Annotated in this window: 15 protein-coding genes; 7 read left to right on the forward strand and 8 right to left on the reverse strand. The window is 60.3% G+C overall.

Going from position 1 to position 17,875, the window contains the following annotated elements; translation table 11 throughout:
• The 3 genes from QXF46_07455 to lysS form a co-directional block, all read left to right on the forward strand.
• Positions 1–381 (forward strand): Asd/ArgC dimerization domain-containing protein (locus QXF46_07455; protein ID MEM0226699.1); only part of this gene is annotated, 381 nt, incomplete at its 5' end.
• A gap of 179 nt (positions 382–560) precedes the next feature.
• Positions 561–2,894 (forward strand): plasma-membrane proton-efflux P-type ATPase, encoded by a 2,334-nt coding sequence (locus tag QXF46_07460; protein ID MEM0226700.1) that lies wholly within the window; start codon positions 561–563, stop codon positions 2,892–2,894.
• Between the two features lie 161 nt (positions 2,895–3,055).
• Positions 3,056–4,753, forward strand: a complete 1,698-nt coding sequence (gene lysS, locus QXF46_07465; GenBank protein ID MEM0226701.1) for a lysine--tRNA ligase — start codon at positions 3,056–3,058, stop codon at positions 4,751–4,753.
• A 3-nt stretch (positions 4,754–4,756) separates the two neighbouring features.
• Here lysS and QXF46_07470 read toward each other — a convergent pair whose 3' ends face one another.
• The 3 genes from QXF46_07470 to QXF46_07480 all read right to left on the reverse strand — a co-directional run bounded on the left by QXF46_07470 (position 4,757) and on the right by QXF46_07480 (position 8,383).
• The gene (locus QXF46_07470; GenBank protein ID MEM0226702.1) at positions 4,757–6,658 is read right to left on the reverse strand and encodes a metallophosphoesterase; all 1,902 of its coding nucleotides are present in this window, start codon (positions 6,656–6,658) and stop codon (positions 4,757–4,759) included.
• Positions 6,659–6,694: 36 nt separating this feature from the next.
• Entirely contained in the window at positions 6,695–7,777 is a 1,083-nt protein-coding gene (locus tag QXF46_07475) for an ABC transporter ATP-binding protein (GenBank protein ID MEM0226703.1), read from the reverse strand.
• Between the two features lie 102 nt (positions 7,778–7,879).
• Positions 7,880–8,383 carry a hypothetical protein gene (locus QXF46_07480; protein ID MEM0226704.1) on the reverse strand — a complete coding sequence of 168 codons (504 nt, stop codon included), beginning with the start codon at positions 8,381–8,383 and terminating at the stop codon, positions 7,880–7,882.
• A 122-nt stretch (positions 8,384–8,505) separates the two neighbouring features.
• On the opposite strand from QXF46_07480, the gene QXF46_07485 reads away from it, so the two are divergent.
• The 3 genes from QXF46_07485 (at position 8,506) to QXF46_07495 (ending at position 11,147) form a co-directional block, all read left to right on the forward strand.
• Positions 8,506–9,288 carry an HAD family hydrolase gene (locus tag QXF46_07485; protein MEM0226705.1) on the forward strand — a complete coding sequence of 261 codons (783 nt, stop codon included), beginning with the start codon at positions 8,506–8,508 and terminating at the stop codon, positions 9,286–9,288.
• 73 nt (positions 9,289–9,361) lie between these two features.
• The gene (locus QXF46_07490) at positions 9,362–10,060 is read left to right on the forward strand and encodes an ECF transporter S component (protein ID MEM0226706.1); all 699 of its coding nucleotides are present in this window, start codon (positions 9,362–9,364) and stop codon (positions 10,058–10,060) included.
• 133 nt (positions 10,061–10,193) lie between these two features.
• Positions 10,194–11,147 (forward strand): prohibitin family protein, encoded by a 954-nt coding sequence (locus QXF46_07495; protein MEM0226707.1) that lies wholly within the window; start codon positions 10,194–10,196, stop codon positions 11,145–11,147.
• 63 nt (positions 11,148–11,210) lie between these two features.
• On the opposite strand, the gene QXF46_07500 is transcribed toward QXF46_07495, so the two are convergent.
• Positions 11,211–13,013 (reverse strand): iron ABC transporter permease, encoded by a 1,803-nt coding sequence (locus tag QXF46_07500; protein ID MEM0226708.1) that lies wholly within the window; start codon positions 13,011–13,013, stop codon positions 11,211–11,213.
• Between the two features lies 1 nt (position 13,014).
• The gene (locus QXF46_07505) at positions 13,015–14,484 is read right to left on the reverse strand and encodes an ABC transporter substrate-binding protein (protein MEM0226709.1); all 1,470 of its coding nucleotides are present in this window, start codon (positions 14,482–14,484) and stop codon (positions 13,015–13,017) included.
• Between the two features lie 101 nt (positions 14,485–14,585).
• On the opposite strand from QXF46_07505, the gene QXF46_07510 reads away from it, so the two are divergent.
• Positions 14,586–15,809 (forward strand): hypothetical protein, encoded by a 1,224-nt coding sequence (locus tag QXF46_07510; GenBank protein ID MEM0226710.1) that lies wholly within the window; start codon positions 14,586–14,588, stop codon positions 15,807–15,809.
• A 143-nt stretch (positions 15,810–15,952) separates the two neighbouring features.
• On the opposite strand, the gene QXF46_07515 is transcribed toward QXF46_07510, so the two are convergent.
• From QXF46_07515 to QXF46_07525, 3 genes are all read right to left on the reverse strand, one after another.
• The gene (locus tag QXF46_07515; protein ID MEM0226711.1) at positions 15,953–16,168 is read right to left on the reverse strand and encodes a MoaD/ThiS family protein; all 216 of its coding nucleotides are present in this window, start codon (positions 16,166–16,168) and stop codon (positions 15,953–15,955) included.
• 37 nt (positions 16,169–16,205) lie between these two features.
• On the reverse strand, positions 16,206–17,246 hold the full coding sequence (locus tag QXF46_07520) for a Gfo/Idh/MocA family oxidoreductase (GenBank protein MEM0226712.1): 1,041 nt from the start codon (positions 17,244–17,246) through the stop codon (positions 16,206–16,208).
• Positions 17,247–17,438: 192 nt separating this feature from the next.
• Positions 17,439–17,636: a hypothetical protein gene (locus QXF46_07525; GenBank protein MEM0226713.1), complete on the reverse strand. Its 198-nt coding sequence runs from the start codon at positions 17,634–17,636 to the stop codon at positions 17,439–17,441.
• Positions 17,637–17,875 lie beyond the last annotated feature (239 nt).

Here is a 17,875-nt window from a genome sequence, read left to right on the forward strand (position 1 = left end):
ATCGAGGTGGCCGCGACGTGCACGAGGGTCCCCGTGCTAGACGGCCACCTCGAGAGCGTCTACGTGGAGACGGAGAGGGAGGTCAGCGTGGACGAAGCCGTCGAACTCCTCAGCCGGTTCGAGGGTAAGCCGCAGCAGATGAAGCTTCCAACAGCTCCGGAGAAGCCGATAGTCGTGCTGAGCGGGGTCGACCGGCCGCAACCCAGGCTCGACAGGATGGCGGGCAGCGTGCCGGGGATGAGCGTCGCGGTCGGCAGAGTGAGGAGGGGGGTGAACAGCAGGAGCCTCATGTTCCTCGCCCTCGGCCACAACCTGGTTCGAGGGGCCGCCGGGTCAGCGGTACTGCTCGCCGAGCTCCTAGCCGCTGAAGGCTACGTGTAAAACATCAGCTAGTTCAGCGTTTAGCAACTATTTTGCATCCAGTCATCCCGATAACCAGTGGTGCTTGGGTCGCATAACCCGGTGTGGGCGTTAAAGGTGCGGCGAGAATCTTCTAACATCGAGTTTCACGGTTTAGTATGGGGAGAAAACCTGAAAAATGATGATAATTGGAGTTGTCAATGAACAGTTACAAGGGCCTGACCAGCAGCGAGGTTGCTGAAAGGCTTAGAATCTATGGCCCTAATAGGGTGCCTGAAAAGAGGGAGAGGCTCGTAACTGTTTTCTTAAAGAAGTTCACGGGTTTTACCCCCTTCGCGATTGAGGCTGCCGCTGCGGTATCCTACGTTATGGGGAGGTACGTCGACTTCATCATAATGCTGTCGCTGCTCCTTGTGAACACTGTTATCGGCGTTATCCACGAGCACAGGGCTGGCAGGGCCATCGAGATGCTGAAATCGAAGCTGAAAGTGACGGTGAAAGCCTTCAGGGACGGCCGGTGGATCGATGTGGCCGCAGAGGATATCGTGCCGGACGATATCGTAAAGCTCTCCATGGGCGACATCGTGCCTGCCGACGGGGTTATCGTTGAAGGCTCGGTGATGGTTGACGAGTCCGCATTGACGGGGGAGTCGATACCGGCTGAGAGGGGCGTTAACGACGAAGTTTACGCTGGGACCACGGTTGTGAGGGGTGAGGCGATAGTGAAGGTGGTGAAAACGGGGTCGAGGACCCGCTTCGGTAGAACCGTCGAGCTCGTCCAGGTTGCAAAGCCCCGGCTGCTCATAGAGGAGGTGGCGAACAGCATAACCAAGTGGCTTCTCCTCGTGGACTCCATCTTTATCGCTCTTGTTGCGGCCAAATTCATCGTGGAGGGGCTCAACCTAGTGGAGCTCCTACCCTTCACCTTGACGTTGCTGCTGGCCTCGATACCCATAGCGCTGCCGGCCATGACCACCATAACAATGGCGCTAGCCAGCACCGAGCTCGCTAGGAGCGGTATAATCGTTAGGAGGCTTGAGGCGATCGAGGCTGCCGCGATGATGGACGTGATATGCTTGGACAAGACGGGCACGATAACAGAGAACAGGCTGGTGGTGAGCAAGGTTGTCCCGCTGAACAGGCAGATCAGTGAGAGGGACGTCATTAGATTCGCGGTTTTAGCAACCGAGGAGGTGACAAAGGACCCGCTCGAGAACGCCATAAGGCGGAAAGCTGAGGAGATGAACGTTGACACCAGTGCTGCGAAGGTTCTGGAGTACAAGCCCTTTACGCCTGAGACCAAGGTGAGCGAAGCAGTCGTTGAATTGGGCGGGCGTGTGCTCAGAGTAATCAAGGGTGCACCACAGGTTCTCGTAAAGGAGGCCAGCAACCCCGATAAGGAGCGCATCGAGGAGATCGTTGCGAAGCTGGGCAAGGAGGGGCTTAGGCCGCTGGCCATAGCGGTGGAAGCGCAGCGGGGCAGCATCGAGATTGTGGGGCTGTTGGGGCTCTACGATAAGCCCCGTGAGGACTCGAAGCAGTTCATAAGCGTCATAAAGAGCCTCGGTGTAACGCCGAAGATGGTTACGGGGGACAACATCCACATCGCCGAGACCGTGGCCAGCGAGGTCGGCATCGAGGGGAAGGCAATTAGCTTGCGGGAGATTCCCAGGGAGGAGCTGGCTGAAGTTGTCGAGGACACGGGTGTTTTCGCGGAAGTCATGCCAGAGGACAAGTACAGCATCGTGGAGGCCCTGCAGAGGAGGGGGCACGTGGTTGGCATGACCGGCGATGGGGTGAACGATGCTCCAGCGCTCAAGAGAGCAGACTTGGGGGTGGCCGTTAGCGGGGCCACCGATGTAGCGAAGTCGGTGGCGTCGGTGGTGTTGGCTGTACCGGGGTTGAGGGGGATCGCCAACGTCATACAGCACGGAAGGATGACCTACAGAAAGATGGTCGTCTGGGCCATAAACAAGATCGTCAAAACGTTCAGCATAGTGTACTTCGTAGCCATATCGTCGCTGCTCTTCGGGCATCCCGTGCTGACGCCCACCCACATGGTGCTGATGCTGTTCCTCTACGATCTCGTCACGCTCTCCATCAGCGTCGACGTACTGCAGCCAAGCAGGAGGCCGGAGAGGTGGAACGTGAAGAAGCTCACGTTGATTTCAACCTTGCTGGGCATCGCGAAACTCGCGGAGCTCTTCGGAGCCCTGTACCTGGCGAGGCTAATCGGTTTACCGCACGAGCAGCTGCAGAGCTTCATATTCTACGTTCTCCTGATTTCGGGCCTCTTCGGCTTCCTGAATTTCAGGGAGATCGGGGTGTTCTGGAGCTCAAAACCGAGCAAGTACATGCTACTGACGATAGCGGTTGACGGCCTAGCTGCAACCATCCTAGTATGGAGCGGCGCCATAGTACCAGCTATACCGGCGCAAACGATTGCTCTGGCCTTGGTCTACGAAGTAGCAGTGATTCTGCTGGCCACCGACGCTGTCAAGATTGCGGTGTACAGAGCCTTCGGCTACGCGTAGACCCTAGGCAAGCGCCCCGCCCCCAAGCGCCTCAAGCCCTGAAAAGCGGGCCTGCAAGCCCGCTCCCGCGCGTCCCAAGCGCAATCCGCCAACCGATCCCCTACACGGTTTAGGCGGGCTGTTACGCAAACCGGGTTTCGCGGTGCTAGCCGCTTGATTGATTGCGGGGGCTGCCTGCGGCGGCAACGACAATGATAAATCTCCTCCCCCCTCCACCCGCGCCGGGGATCCTCCTGTCCCAACACTTCGCCTACAGGGCGGCGCAAGAGGTGCTGCGCAGGTTCCCGGGTGAGCCACTCTACGTGGTTGAGTCGGGCGTAACCCCCAGCGGTAAGATACACTTGGGGAACTTCATCGACATGGTGCTAGCCGACTCGGTCCTAAGAGCTTTGAGGGAGAGCGGCGTTGAGGTCGTAGGCTACCTGGCTGTGGACAGCATGGACCCCTTCAGGCAGGCCCCCTCCTTCGCCCCGGAGAGCTTCAAGCGCGAAGCCCCCATGTACGTTGGGCAGCCCTTCGAGTCGATACCGGACCCGTGGGGCTGCCACGGCAGCTACGCTGAGCACTTCGTGAAGCCCGTCGAGGAGAGCTTCCCCGCTTACGGTGTGCAGCTGGAGGTGGTTTGGGCTAGCCGGCTCCATAAGAGCGAGAGGTACGTGAAGCCCCTCCTCGAGGTCCTCGCCCAGCGTGAGCGGGTTGTGGAGGTGCTCAACAGGGTGAAAAGGGCCGCCGGCCACAGGAGGCTGTACCCGGAGGGCTGGATCCCCTACAGGCCGAGGTGCGCCGGCTGCGGGAGGATCGATGAGGTCGTACACCCGCTGAGCGTTGAGGGCTCAAGGGTCCGCTACAGGTGCTCCGCCTGCGGCTACGAGGGGGTGGCTGACGCCGCGAAGGGTGAGGGGAAGCCGCCGTGGAGGGTGGACTGGCCTCTACGCTGGTTGGCGCTCAACGTGCACTTCGAGCCCCTGGGCAAGGATCACATGGCCAGCGGCAGCGGCTACGACACGGGGTGCGCCCTCGCTAGGGAGCTCTTCGGCAGGGAGCCGCCCGTGCCAATCTTCTACGACTTCGTCTACTGGGTCGAGCACGAGGGGGGTGAGAGGAGGTTGGAGAAGTTCAGCAAGAGGAAGGGGGCGGGGCTTGGGATTGACGAGTGGCTCCGCTACGCTCCACCCGAGGTTTTGCGCTTCCAGATCCTGAAGAGGGAGGTTACCGACATCTACAGTGAGGCGCTCAGCCACTGGGAGTTCGATCTCCGCCAGGTGCCCAACTACGTCGAGGAGTTCGACAAGTTCGAGGAGACGGTGTTCACGGGTGGGAGCGAGTACTCGAAGCAGCTTTACAGCCTCTCCCTACCCGGCCCTCCGCCGCAGAAGAGGCCGGTGAGGATCCCCTACTTCCAAGCCGTCCGCGTGGCCGCCTGGATGGAGGACTTGGAGGACGGGATGAGGATGCTCGAGCGGCAGGGTAAGCTGAGGGGCCTTGAAAGCTGGGAGGTGGAGGACGCCAAGAGGAGGTTGATGAACGCGAGGAACTGGTTGGAAGCGGTCGGGTACGGCGCAGTGCTCCGCAGCCCCGAGGAAGCTGCGAAGCTTCTGGAGGGCATCGACGGGCGAGTCCTCAGGGCGTTCATGGAGGCTGTGTCCCTGATACTCGGGGGCTCGGACCCCAACGAGGCCGTGAAAAAGGCCTGCGAGAGTCAAGGGATAGCCGGGAGGGAGGGGAGGCTGCAGGTCTACAGGGCGTTCTACCTGGCTCTGCTCGGCGAGGAGTCAGGCCCACCGCTGCGCAGGCTCATCGCAAGGAGAGAGGTTATAGAGACGCTGAGCAAAATACGGGAAAGGCTGGAGGGCTGCTAGGTTCTAGCGGCGGCGCCTCGCAGCAACGATGAGAACGGCTGCCACGGCCGCAGCTAACGCGGCTGCCGCTACGATGAGAGTGGGGGGCTGCTGGGGAGTAGGCTGCGATGGTTGCGCGGGCTGCTCGGGTTGCGCGGGTTGCTCCGCTGTAGGCTGCTGCGCGGTGGGTTGCTGCAAGACCGGCTGTATGTACCGTATCTCCGCGGTCTCCGTTCCCACGTTACCCGCGAAGTCCACGGCTCTCACCGTCAGTCTAACCGTTGTCGCGTTGAGCGGTGGTAGGGAAGCCTGGTAGGAGGCCGGGCCGATCTCCTGCGCCACCAGCGTGCCTCTAACCGTGTCCGTCTCGTAGTCCACGTACACCCTCCACACGCCCCACCCCTCGTCCTGAGCCCTGATGTATAGGGTGACGCTATCCCTGGCGGCGACGGGCCTAGTCGGAGTGTACATGGAGAGGCTGACGCTCGGCGGCGCCTCGTCCTTGAACGAGGATACCGTGATTCTGAACCAATCGTTGGGGACATCGACTATCATCTTGGCCAGGTAGACGCCGCCGTACGGGACGATCGTAAGATCCCTCACCAGCGCGGAGTCCCCATACACCCTGTACGCCTCCACCGGCAGGGAGGAGTTGAGGTACAAGTAGACCGTGAGCTGCTTCAAGTCGATGCCAAGCACTGTAGACACGTAGCCGACGACGTTCGCAGTACCCTTACCCGGCGTGGGAATCACTCGGATCAGCGAGCCGTCCAGCACGAAACTGCTCGGCTCCCTCAGGGGATCCCTACCCGGGATACCAACGACTCTCACCCGCCCGCCCCGGTCGACTTCAACAATCTTGAACCCCCTGTACTCGGCCTGCCCACAGGTGGCCACCGTCGTCACGAACCACGTCCTCCCGTTGTAGATGACCAAGCCGTCGGTGTGAACGTGGCCGGCCAGTACAGCTGTGACATTGTACTCCTCTATCAGCCTGAGCAGCTCACGGGCTAGGTCGAGGCGGTTCGCCCAGCTGCTGTAGAGGTAAGCCTCGAGGTTATCGATCTCCCTCCACGAGCCATTGATCTCGCGGAAGAGCCCCGCTCTGAAGAGCGGGTGGTGCATCATCAGGATCTTCACCTTGTCCTTGTGGGCTGAGAGCACTCCCTCGAGCCAGGCCAGCTGCGAGGGATCGACGTACCCCGCGTAGCCCGTATCCAAAGCGGCCAGAAGGAAGTTGCCGAAGACTCTGTACCACGTGGCGGGCCCCACGTACCGGCCGTAGTACAGCTCGTTGAAGCTCTTCTCATCGGTCTGCGAGTGGTCGTGGTTGCCGGGTAGGAGGAACGTGGGCTTCCTCACCCGGTTGATGAGCTCCTGCAGCTTCTTGAGCGAGTCTACGTGGCTCCCCACGTCGACGCAGTCGCCCGTAACCACTGCGATATCGACGGGGAGCGTGTTGACAAGGTTGAGGGCGGTCTCCAGGTAGAGCGTGCTGCGGACGCCCCCGATGATGATCTCGACGTGGATGTCGGTGAGGTGGGCGATCGAGAGTTTATCGGGCTCCCGCTCGAGAACCCAGACGCTCCTGGGCTCGCAGACCGTAAGCCCGCCCGCGCTTACGCACAAGTCGTACAGCGCCCCCACGGCGTTTTTAGGCACCTCTAGGAGAACGGTTACCGCGCCCTCGAGCTTCCAGCTCCTCAAGGGGGACAGCGACACGTTGAAGCCGGGAGCCACGATCCAAGCCCCTGAAACATCCAGGACCCCCTGGAGCGTTGCGTTGAAGCTCTGGCCGGGCATTACGGCTACAGGCACAGCGTAGCGGGGGTCGACTATTCGCACCTCTGGTGACGGGAAGGAGAGGGGGAGTAGTGCGGTGAGTGCGACTACGGCTAGGCCGGCTAACAAGTAGCTGATTTTCATCGAGAACAGCACGTAGGACCCTATATAAGGCTAGCCCTAGGCGAACTCCTCCTCTTCCCAGCCCTCCATCGGGTAGACCAGCGTATCCTCCCTCCTCACGTAGAGCCTGATCCTCTCGCCCTCGCCCACCCCCGCGTCAGGGTCAACGTACGCGATCAGCCTGTCGCCATCGATGCTCACCCTCAACTGCTTGTGGGAGCCGAGGAACATGGCGATCTCAACACGCCCCTCAATCTCGTTCGCCCCCGGTACAGGGTCTAGCGAGACGTCCTCAGGCCTCAACACGACAACAGCTTCTGAACCCCTGCTCAGAGGGGCTGCCGGCACGCCCCGAAGCTTAACGCCGCCGCTCGTGACGACCTCGACGTAGCCCCCCTCGTCGCGCTCAACCCTCCCCTTCAGCGCGCTGCTCCTGCCGATGAAGGTGGCTACGAAGAGGTTCGAAGGCTTTGTGTAGATCTCGAACGGAGTCCCGATCTGGAGCACCCTCCCCCTGTTCATCACAGCGATCCTGTCGGAGAGGCTCATCGCCTCCTCCTGGTCGTGGGTCACGTAGATCGTCGTGATACCCAGCCTCTTCTGCAAACCCTTGAGCTCCTCCCTCATCCTCAACCGCAGCTTAGCGTCAAGGTTGCTCAACGGCTCGTCCATCAGCAGGACCTTAGGCTCTACGACTAGCGCGCGCGCCAGCGCAACCCTCTGCTGCTGCCCCCCGCTCAGTTGGAGCGGGTACCGGTTCTCCAGGCCCTCGAGCCCTACGAGCTCCAACACCTCCCTGACCCTCCTCTTCAGCTCGGCGGCTGGGAGCTTTTTCACCCTCAACCCGTAGGCGACGTTGTCGAAGACCGTCATGTGGGGCCACAATGCGTAGTTCTGGAACACCATCGCACAGCCGCGCTCGTACGGCTTCCTGAACGTTACGTCCTCCCCGTCGAACAGGACGCGCCCCTCATCGGGTAGCTCGAAGCCCGCGATGATCCTCAAAGCGGTTGTCTTACCGCAGCCCGAGGGGCCGAGAAGCGTGAAAAGCTCGCCGCTCTCGACAGCGAGGGTGACGTGATCCACCGCCACAACGTCCTCAAACCTCTTAACCACGCCTTTGAGCTCGACTCTAGCCATCCAGCAGAATGCGCCACTCAACCCAATAATAACCTTACGTCCACCGAAGAGGATCAGAAAAAGGGGAAACTTATCAGGCCGTTACAGCCTTACGTTCCTAGTTTAGGACTTCGTTATGATAGTCCTCGATACTATCGTTATCCTGAGCACCTTGCCCTGCGCGACGTCCACGAGCACTTGAGCTGTGGCGTTGGGGCCCTTGAGCAGCACGAGAGCTTGAGTGGCTCGGAGCGTGACGTCACCAGTGCCGCTCACGACCGCAGTAATGATCGGCCTGATCCAGGTAATGTTGTAGCCCTCCTGCAGCAGCTTTGCGACGTCGGGGTCGCCCTTCAGTATGCTCGTTACGGCGTTAACGTACTCGCCGCTGACCTCGACGAACCTCCACCCGGCGAAGCCCTTCACCCCCCTCACTCTAGCACGCGGCGTAACGTTGCAGCAGAAGGGCTGCCCGTTCTCACCGAGCTGCCAGACCGGGTTGAAAGCCCCGCCTCGCTGCGCAATGCCTCCGAGTACGGTCGGGATAGCGGCTACCGCCAGCGCTACAAGGATCGCCGCTGCAGCTACAGCGGCAACCACGATCAAACTTGTCTTCACCCTTCTCACCAGGGGAAGCGGCCGGGGGGTCTTTTAAAGGGGTTATGAACCTGAAGTCCATACCCCGCTATTGCGCGATCGCCGAGGATGCCCACCGTCAAGCCTTTTTGCCTGACCTTGCCGACGCTAGAGTGGTTAAGCTGCTGGCACTCGACTTGGACGGTACGCTCCTAGAGCCGGGCGAGAAGATCCTCCCTTCGGTCGTTGAAGCGCTCCTAAAGGTAGCTGGCAAAGGAGTTATTGTCGCGACGGCCTCGGGCCGCTCTCTCGAGGATCAGCTCCGCATCCTGGCCGGGAACGGTCTGGGCGCTGAAGCAGGCCTCCCCCACTACCTCATCGTGAACGAGCAGGAGATCTACGAGCTGAGAGGCTGTATGTACCAGCCGTGGGAGGAGCACAACAGGATTGTGAGGGAGCGGTGGCTGAGCGTGCTGCCTCGGGCTCTGCAAGTGGCGACTACCGAGGTTGAGTACCTCCGAGGGAGGGGGGTGGCGGTTGAGCTGTGGCCTCCAGATGTCGCCGCCCAGAGGGGCATGGTGGTTCTCAAGTTCGAGCGGGTTGAGGATGCGAGGCTCTGCGAAGCCAGGCTGCGCCAGCTGCTGGCCGGCGATTCCGAGCTCCAGTGCGACCGCAGCTACAGGCTGATACAGATCCTCCACAAGAGCGCGGGCAAGGGGCCAACCCTTCTAACTTTGCTTAAGGCTCTAGGCTTACCCGAGGGGGCCGCCCTCTGCATTGGGGATGCGCCGAACGATTTGAGCATGCTCGACGGCAGCTACGGGTTCATGGTCGCTGCGGTGGGAAACGCGGAGGAGGAGGTGAAGGAGGCTGTGAGGAGGGCGGGCGGCTACGTGGCATCAAGGCCTAGGGGGGAGGGCGTGCTGGAAGTGCTACGGGCCTACAACCTGGTGTAGAAGAAGCCGCAGACACGCTTATTTCGCGGCAATGCTGCATAAAGTTTATCCTTAGGTTTTGGAGATGGCTCGCGTGCAGCAGGGTAGGAGGGGTAGGCTGCTAGCCTCCACCTCGATTCTCACAGCTTTCACGCTGCTGGCAACCATCCTCTTCACGGTCTACATCCCCGAGACTAGAGGCTACTTCAACTTCGGTGAAGTGGGGGTCTACATCTCCGCGATAATCCTCCCCCCAGCCTGGGCGGCGTTCGCCGGCGGCGTCGGCTCAGCTCTCGCGGACGTCGTGCTGGGCTACTACGTCTACGCTCCGGCTACGCTCGTGATAAAGGGCCTTGAAGCCTTCATAGCTTCTCTGCTCGCGCGCAGGCTGAAGCACGTGAAGATGGGGAGGGCGCAAGGGCTGGTACTGTCGGTTCTCGTACCAGCTCCTCTCGCGCTCCTCGGCGCAATCTACTACGTGGGGCCCGCGGAAATCTACCTTGTCACGAGCGCTGTAGCGGCGGAAGTCACTGCAGCCCTATGGCTGGCTGTGGCTGCGATCATGGCGGCCTTCCTCCTCCATCTCAACCTCAGGGGTCTCGCGAGGCCCCAGCTGGCAGCCGCGCTGGCTGCGGGCGGCGTCGTGATGGTGCTCGGCTACTTCACCTACCAGCAGTTCATCCTGGGCTACGCGGCTCTGGCTGAGGTGCCATTCAACATCATGCAGGTCCTAGTCGGCATGAGCGTCGCGCTAGCCGTGGAGCACCGCCTCAAGGGGTTATCCTTCGAGTAGCCCAGCAGAGGTTTAGGTGCACGCTCGCCCCACCCTCGATAGTTTAAGATTCCCAACAGTTCTTCTGATAGTCTAACCCAGTTCTTCAGCGGATTGGAACAGCTTATATAGGTGCCTTTAAGCTCGCTCATCCGTGGAAGTTCCCGTCCGGGTGTCAGTGGGTGGAGCGAGAAGAAATGCTTCTAAGATAGTGTTTGCCGCTATCGCTGCTACTGCGGCTCTCGCCGTCATCTTCGCGACGACCTTCTACGTAGTTAACCTGGGTGAAATAGCCGTCGTCGTCGACCCGATCACGGGCGCGATCGGTAGGCCGGTGCTGGGGCCCGCGATCGGTTTCAAAGCGCCCTGGGCCTACATCGTAAAGGATTACGCGGGGGTTGAAGCTGTTGACATGTTCATCGAGCCGCCGCGCGACTACCCGGCCATCGAGGCGCTCACGAAGGACGGCGTTGTCGCGCTGGTGGACGTAACGATCAGGTACAGGCTGATCCCCGAGAAATTCGATCTCCTCGTCAGGTACTACCCGAGGCTGAACTACGAGGAGGACTTCCTCGTCGCGACCGCTAGGCAGGTCACCAGGGAGATCATTGCGAACTTCTCAATGACCGACCTCATCGAGAAGAGGGAGCTCGTCGCCCGCAGCGTTGAGGAGGCGTTGGCCGCGAGGATCAGGGGGGACGCCATCATCGGCCAGTGCCTGGAGCTACTCGGGGTGAACCTGAGGAACATCAAGCTCCCCGACACTGTTGTGCAAGCGATTAACGAGAAGGTTGCAGCCCAGCAGCGGGCCTTGAAGGCCGAGTACGAGAGGCAGGCTGCACTGATACAGGCCAACGCGTCCGCGCAGGCAGCTCTGATACAAGCCAGAGGTCAGGCTGAGGCGCTCCTAACGCTGGCCCGCGCCCAGGCGGAGTCGATCAGCCTGATCGCCAACCAGACCGGAGTCCCACCGTCGCAGGTTGTCGCCTACTACTTCTACCTAGAGGCGATCAAGCAGCTCGCCCAGAGCGGTAGAGCCACCATCGTGATCTCCCCCACGGGTGTTACACCACTAATCCCGCTGCCAACCCAACAGCAGGGAGGGTGAGGCAAACAAATCGAAATAGAGCATTAAAACGTAGTTCAGGTCATTGACTTTCAGTGTTAATGTCTACACTCCGATGTACGCGTACCTCTGCTTGAGCACCACGTTCACGAGCGTTATCGTTGTGAGCTGCAGCGTGATCAGGATGACGCCGAGGGACGCAACGATATGCGGTCCACCAAACCTGCCCAGGTAATCCATCATGATGAAGGTCATCGGTGCCCTGTGGCCTTCGCCGAGCCCGCCGAGCCCGCCCAGCGTCACGCTGGTGCTCGTCTCGCTCATGCAGTAGACGAAGCTGACGAGCGCGCCGCTCAGCACGTTCAAGCCGATCAGCGGCAGTACGATCCTGACCAGCGTTGTGAGCCTGCCGGCGCCCAAGTTCATCGAAGCCTCTTCTAGCGCTACGTGGACCTGCTGGAGGCCCGCGAAAACCGCTCTGGCGGTGAAGGGTAGCCTCCTAACCCCGTAGGCTAGGATGAGCAGCAGGCTGGGGCCCGCGGCGATCGGGTCGAGCGGAGTGCCTCGGAAGAAGGTGGCGAAGAAGTAGAAGTAGCCGACGGCGAGGACGAGGCCGGGTATTGCGACGGGGGATGTGACGAGTAGGTCGAGGAGCTCCATGCCACCGATCCTGGCCCGGGCTATGACGTAGGGTGCGGAGACCCCCAGGAGGATTATGATCGCTAGCGCGGCCAGCGAGTAGGTTAAGCTGTTCATGACGGCCCGGAGGACTAGCGGGTCCCTAGCCACCTCCATCATGTGCCTAAACGTGAAGCCCTCCGGTAATGGCCCGCTCCAGCGCTCCGCGAAGGCGTAGGCGAAGACCGCCAGCTGGGGGTAGGCGGTGAAGAGGAGGATCGGGAGGAGCCCGAGGTAGACGGCTGCCAACCCGAGGGGGCCCAGCTTCCTAACCCTCGGCTTCCACCTCCCACCTCTGCTCAGCATCGCGTACTGCTTCAGCGTTACGTACCTCCTTATCCCCGCGAATACGCCCAGGGCTAGCGATAGGAGGAGGAGCGCTAGGCTGGCAGCCGCGGGTGAGAGGTAACCGGTGGTAGCCTCGATGAACCTCGAGAAGATCTGGAAGGAGATAAGCCTCTGCTCGTTAAACACGATTGGTGCACCCACGTCCTCGAGGGAGAAGATGAAGACGAGAGCGGCACCAGCCGCGAGCCCCGGTAGCGAGAGGGGGAGCGTGACAGTCCTGAAGAGGTGGAGACCCTTGGAGCCGAGGTTCTCGGCTTGCTCCTCCAGGCTCGGGTCGATGTTCATCATGCTCGCGTAAACGTTCAGGTAGACGATCGGGTAGAAGGACATGATCTGGGCGGCAGCCACGCCGGCGAGAGAGTCAAGACCGATTCTCACCGGAATCCCGAGCACGTCGCAGATCAGCCAGGAGACGAGCCCGTCCCTCCAGTCAAACAACCTTTTAATTATAAAGGAGTTGATGAATGGGGTTTGCAGGAGGGGGACAGTGGCGAGGATCCTTAACGCCTGCTTGCCCGGGAACTGGTAGCGGGCGAAGACGAACGCCGTTACAATGCCGAGAATGCTGGCGACGATCGTCACGATGGCCGCTACGATGAGGGAGTTGAGGATGGCCCCGTAGCTGACTCCGACGATCCTGATTATCGTGACCTCGCGATCCCGGAACAGGCCTCTGTAGACGATCGCGAGCTGGCCCCGCGGTGTGAGGCTTACGAACGTTGGATCGTAGAAGAGGAGGATCGGGTTGTACTGCGTCGCTACGTAGACGACCGTTAAAATGGGGGCTACGAGTAGGAAGAGGAGGAGCGCGGTGGATAGGGTTAGCTGGGTGAGCAGCGTTGTGTCGATGTAAAAAAGGATCTTTTTGATCGCGGGGGGCACGTTAACCTCCCAACTCCTGGAGTATGCTCGTGTACTTGCTCACGGCGGCGCGCTTCCAAGTCATGATGAGCGTATCCCTGAAGGAGGCATCCCTCACGAACCTCTCGCCGATCGAGATCGCGTACTCCTGCGTAAAGGTCACCGTCTGCTGAGTATCTGGATCCGTGAAGTTGAGAAGGGCGGTGAGCCGGTCTACGTAAGCCTTGAACTGCTCATCCGTGATCGTTCCGGCGAAGTACCTGGACAGCAGGGCTTTCCAAACCGCCTTCAGGTAATCGTTGACGTCGACAAGGGTCGACCTGAAGTACCACTGCATCACCGGCTCGTAGCGGAGCGCCAGCTCGTCGTCGAACTGGATGGAGGGCGTCTGCAGCGTCGCCTCGTAGGCCCTCCTCAGGTCGGGCCTCTTCGCACCCTCAGCCGTCTCGAAGACCCTCGGGTTCGAAGGTAGCCTGTTGATCCCAGGGTCGAGCCACACCGCCTGCCCCTCCGTCAGCACCCAAGCGATGAAAGCCTGCGCCGCCTCAGGGTACTTGCTGCCAACCACCAGCGCGATCGGGTCCCCGTTGACGATGCTCTCACCCGGGGGTATTATGTACTCGCAGTCGGGGTTCACGTTCATCGCCGTGTAACCGTAGAAGTCAATCGTGATGCCGACGGCGACATCGCCCCTGATCACGGCATCTCTCGCTGGCTCGCTGCCGGGGTAGACTTCCGCGTTCGCCGCCATCAGTGTCAGGATCCTCCACCCCTCCTCCCACCCAAACCTCTGGAGGATGATCTCGTACATCCTCGTGTGGCTGGTGCTCTGCGTCGGGTCGGCGATCGATAGGGCCGCAGTCCCGAACTGTACGAGCGGGCGCCCCAGCTCCGGGGAGGCCAGATCCCTCCAGCTCCGCGGTACTGCGAGGTTGTAGTCCCTCAGCCTCCTATGGTTGACGGTGAAACCGAAGCTGGAGATCGCTGCGGCAACCCAGTATATCTTCCCGTCCTTCACGCGCTTCATCGGGACACCGGCAATCTCGTCGGGGATCTGGGCAGCGGCCTCCAACGCTTCCGCGCTGGTTAGAGGGGCGAGAAGCCCTCTAGCGAAGAGCGAATCAAACAGCGTCGGCCCCCCTCCCCACGCGACGTCCGCCTCGCCGCTTCTTATGTACTGCTCCCATAGCCCGGGTGGAAGAACGATCGTCTTGAGGTCCGTAATGTTGTACCTCTTCGCAACTTCGCTGGCCAGGAACATCCTCCTAGCCTTGACGAGTATCTCCGCCGGATGCCTCGAGATCACGGTCAAGGTTATGCCGCTGGGCTGCGCAGGTGGCTGCTGCGGGGGTTGCTCCTCCCGAGGCTGGCTGGGTCGCTGAGTTATCATGGGAATGATTACTAGCGAAACGATCGCGGCGGCTACGATCATCGCCGCTGCGAAAGCCATCAAGATGGGTTTAGACAACCCACGCCTGCGAACCAACTTCATCGGTTGATGGGGGGAATGAGGGGAAATAAACCTGTCTCGCAAGCTCGATCGGCGCATTCCGGAGCGATAACCCTATATACCGAGCGGGAGGGACGTTTACCGTGAGAACGGAAGTTATTGCTATAATCGTGATAACCGTCGCTGCAGCCACCCTCACGGCCCCCCTGACCTCCGCGCAAATCGGTATACCGATCCTCATCGACCTCGCCCACAAGCAGCCGACGGCGGGCGTTGACGTCATCATGAACGTGGTCCCCGAAGCCTCGTGGTACGTCCTGGTGCGCACGAAGGAGGATGCCGACGCTCTGCCGGCGGCCATCAAGGCGCGCGCCACAGTCGTGATCGGCGACTTCGCAACCGTTGACCTCGAGAGGCTGCGCATCGCGATGGTGATCATAGGCCAGCCGCAAGCCCCGCTCACGCCAGAGGAGATCGCCGCGCTTGCAAAGTGGTTTACAGCTGCCCCTGGTAGAGCCCTCTGGGTGGCGGCCGACAGCGACTACCCCGCACAGGGCTCCGAGCTAGCCCAAGAGGTTGCAAACATGATCATGGAAGCCATTGGATCCAACCTGAGGATGGATTACACTTCAGCCTACTGCTACGTCAGCTTAAACTTGACCGGTGCTAACTACAGGCTGCTCGGGTACGTCAACGTGAGCGAGGTACCGGAGCTTAGGTACGGCAGCGACCTGGTCCTCTTCCACGGGCCGGGTCCGCTCGCCTGGGTGGATGACGCGGGGAACTGGCGCAGGCTGAGCCCCACCGAGAAGCCTCGCAACACCTACATAATCGCCATGACTTCGCCCTACTCGGAGATCACCGAGAATCAAGTCGAGCCTACGGGCAAAAACGCGAAGGTGTACAAGCCCGGCGATAAGGGCCAGTTCGTCCTCATGGCTGCACAGCTCATCCCCGTGAAGGATAAGTACAACGTGGCCATCCTCTCGGGGGAGACGCCCTACGGCGGCTACTACCCGGGCGTCGCCTGGCAGTACTACGGCGTCGTTCTCAGCGGGCCGCGTTTCGTCAGGAACGTGATCCTCTGGGCCACGGGCTACATGGGCGAGCTAAAGGAGTACGCTAAGCTCGCAGCGCTCCCCGAGCAGATCCGCTCCGACGTGGACAGGACGCTGACGCAGCTAAGGAGCGATATCGAAAGGAGGATCAGCAGCGTTGAAGCAACCGTCGCAGGCTTCTCTTCAACCCTCAATGCCGCACTCGCACTCGCCGCTGTAGCACTCATCCTCGCAATAGTTGCACTTGCTCTCGCGTTCAGGAAGCCCGCTCCAAAACCATCATCTGAAACCGTTGCGAAACAAGCCTAAAAGAAAGTACAAACCGATTCTTTTTTTATATTCCTCCCTTTAATTTCTAGTTCTTAACCATACCATTATAAACCTTCTACCGGTTTACAGCTTCTATTGAATTTGAGCATAGAGGATGCTCAAAGGGGGAATGGAGTGGTTTCTCAGCCGCCTGAGACGACGGGGATGAGCTTGAGCTTGGCTGGTGCGAGGATTGGCTCGTCTTCCGGTACGATCTGCCCGTTGAGGACGGGGACGTACTCGACCGGGTTTAAGCCTATAGATTTAACGACACTCTCCACTGTTTCACCCACTCTGACTTTCACCACTTTCGGCTCGAAACGCGTCGATTCGACGATCACCTCTACTTCCTCGACCATCAGTATGCGCTATACAAGGCTGATGAAAAACTTTCTGCTAAACCTCCACTAGGGGCAGCTTTACGGGCTGGTGGAGCTTGGCGGAGGCGTAGATCGCCCTGATCAACTCGAGGCTCCTCCTCCCCTCGCGGCCGTCTACTCTCGGCCTCCCCCCCTCGCTGACGGCCAGCGCAAAGTCGCGGAGGAGCCGCACGTGGTTCTCGATGGGGACGGCCTCAGGCCTCGCCCAAGACTCCCACCCCTTCAACCCTTCAGCCTCCTTCACCACCTCGCCCCTCAAGGCCAGTAGCTTGAGGTTGCCCCCCTCTATGACCGCAGCACCATCCGTGCCGTGCACCTCGAGCCTCGTCGGAAAGCCTGGGTAAGTGGCAGTGCTAGCCTGCACCACGCCGAGAGCCCCGCTCCTGAACCTGATTAGCGCCACCGCCAGATCCTCAACCTCGATGTCGTGAGCGTAGGTGCCCGCGTAAGCCCAAACCTCCTCCGCATCCCCCATCAGCCAGAGCATGAGGTCCACCGTGTGGATCGCCTGGTTGATCAGCGCACCCCCACCCTCCGTCGCCCACCTCCCCCTCCAATCGCTGCCCTCGTAGTACTCGCGGGTCCTATACCACTCCACCACGGCTTCAGCGAGGATCAACCTCCCCAGCCTACCCCACGTCACGTGCTCCCTAACCCTCTCGATCACCGGGTCGAAGCGGTACTCGAACACCACGCCCAGAGTAACGCCCCTCCGCTCAGCCCTCGCGATCATCTCATCGGCCTCCCTCAGCGTCACAGCCATCGGCTTGTCCACGAGCACGTGCTTTCCAGCTTCAATAGCGGCGACAGCCTGCGGGAAGTGCAGGTAGTGGGGCGTCGAGATAGCCACGGCATCCACTTCAGGATCCGCGAGCAGCTGATCGAAGCTAGCATACCACCTCTTAGCACCGTACTTCCGGGCAAACTCCTCCGTCTTCGCAGCCCTCCGGCCAGCTACAGCGACGAGCTCCGCAACCCCCTCATCCCTCAACCGCTGCAAAGCCCCAGCGATAAAGCCGCCCCCGACGCCCGTACCCACAAGGCCGAATCCCAGCACGGCCAGACAAGGCATGAAGGACGAAATATGCTTTTCTCGGTTCGAGGTGGAGGTTTGATAAGCCTGCATCGTGATCATGTGCCAGTACGAGCGTTATCCTTAGCGCTTCGCGACCACCCAAGAAAAGTATGAGCTGTACGATAGGGAGAAGTGCTTAAAGGTGCAAGAGAAAAAAGAAAAATATTTATTTTATTAACGTTTTCTAACGAAGGGTAGTATTAAGGCTATAAGCGCTAGTATCAGTGCGATGGCTGAGAGCGCTAACGCGGTGTTCAGCGTACCTGTGACACCTTCAACAGCGCTTCTCAACGCGTTGATTTCTTCCGCGGTGGGTAGTCCGGCTAGTCTGCCCCTAATGTCTGCCACATCGCTGGATAGCCTGCCCAGCAAAGCCTCAAGTGAGGCTAACCTCCTCTCAACGCTGTCGACTCTAGCGGTAAGCAGCTCAAGTGTTGCTACAGCTTTCGTTGCGTGTCATTAGAAATGGTTATCGCTGCAGCCAGCCGGCATAGCGTGAGATTTTTGAGAGGTGATGGTGCGTAAGGTTGTGGAGTTCGGCCCCGATGTCGTTAGGCTGGCGAGGAGGATAGCCTCAAGTTACCCCCTCTACTTTTCCCGTGACCTCTTAA

This window comes from Thermofilaceae archaeon, assembly GCA_038731975.1.
In the GTDB taxonomy this organism is placed as follows: domain Archaea; phylum Thermoproteota; class Thermoprotei; order Thermofilales; family Thermofilaceae; genus JANXEW01.

Bases quoted from the DNA above. Each gene is read 5' to 3' on its own strand.
- QXF46_07460 (MEM0226700.1), top strand. From the start codon at position 561: ATGAACAGTTACAAGGGCCTGACCAGCAGCGAGGTTGCTGAAAGGCTT.
- QXF46_07470 (MEM0226702.1), bottom strand. From the start codon at position 6,658: ATGAAAATCAGCTACTTGTTAGCCGGCCTAGCCGTAGTCGCACTCACC.
- QXF46_07475 (MEM0226703.1), bottom strand. From the start codon at position 7,777: ATGGCTAGAGTCGAGCTCAAAGGCGTGGTTAAGAGGTTTGAGGACGTT.
- QXF46_07505 (MEM0226709.1), bottom strand. From the start codon at position 14,484: ATGAAGTTGGTTCGCAGGCGTGGGTTGTCTAAACCCATCTTGATGGCT.
- QXF46_07515 (MEM0226711.1), bottom strand. From the start codon at position 16,168: ATGGTCGAGGAAGTAGAGGTGATCGTCGAATCGACGCGTTTCGAGCCG.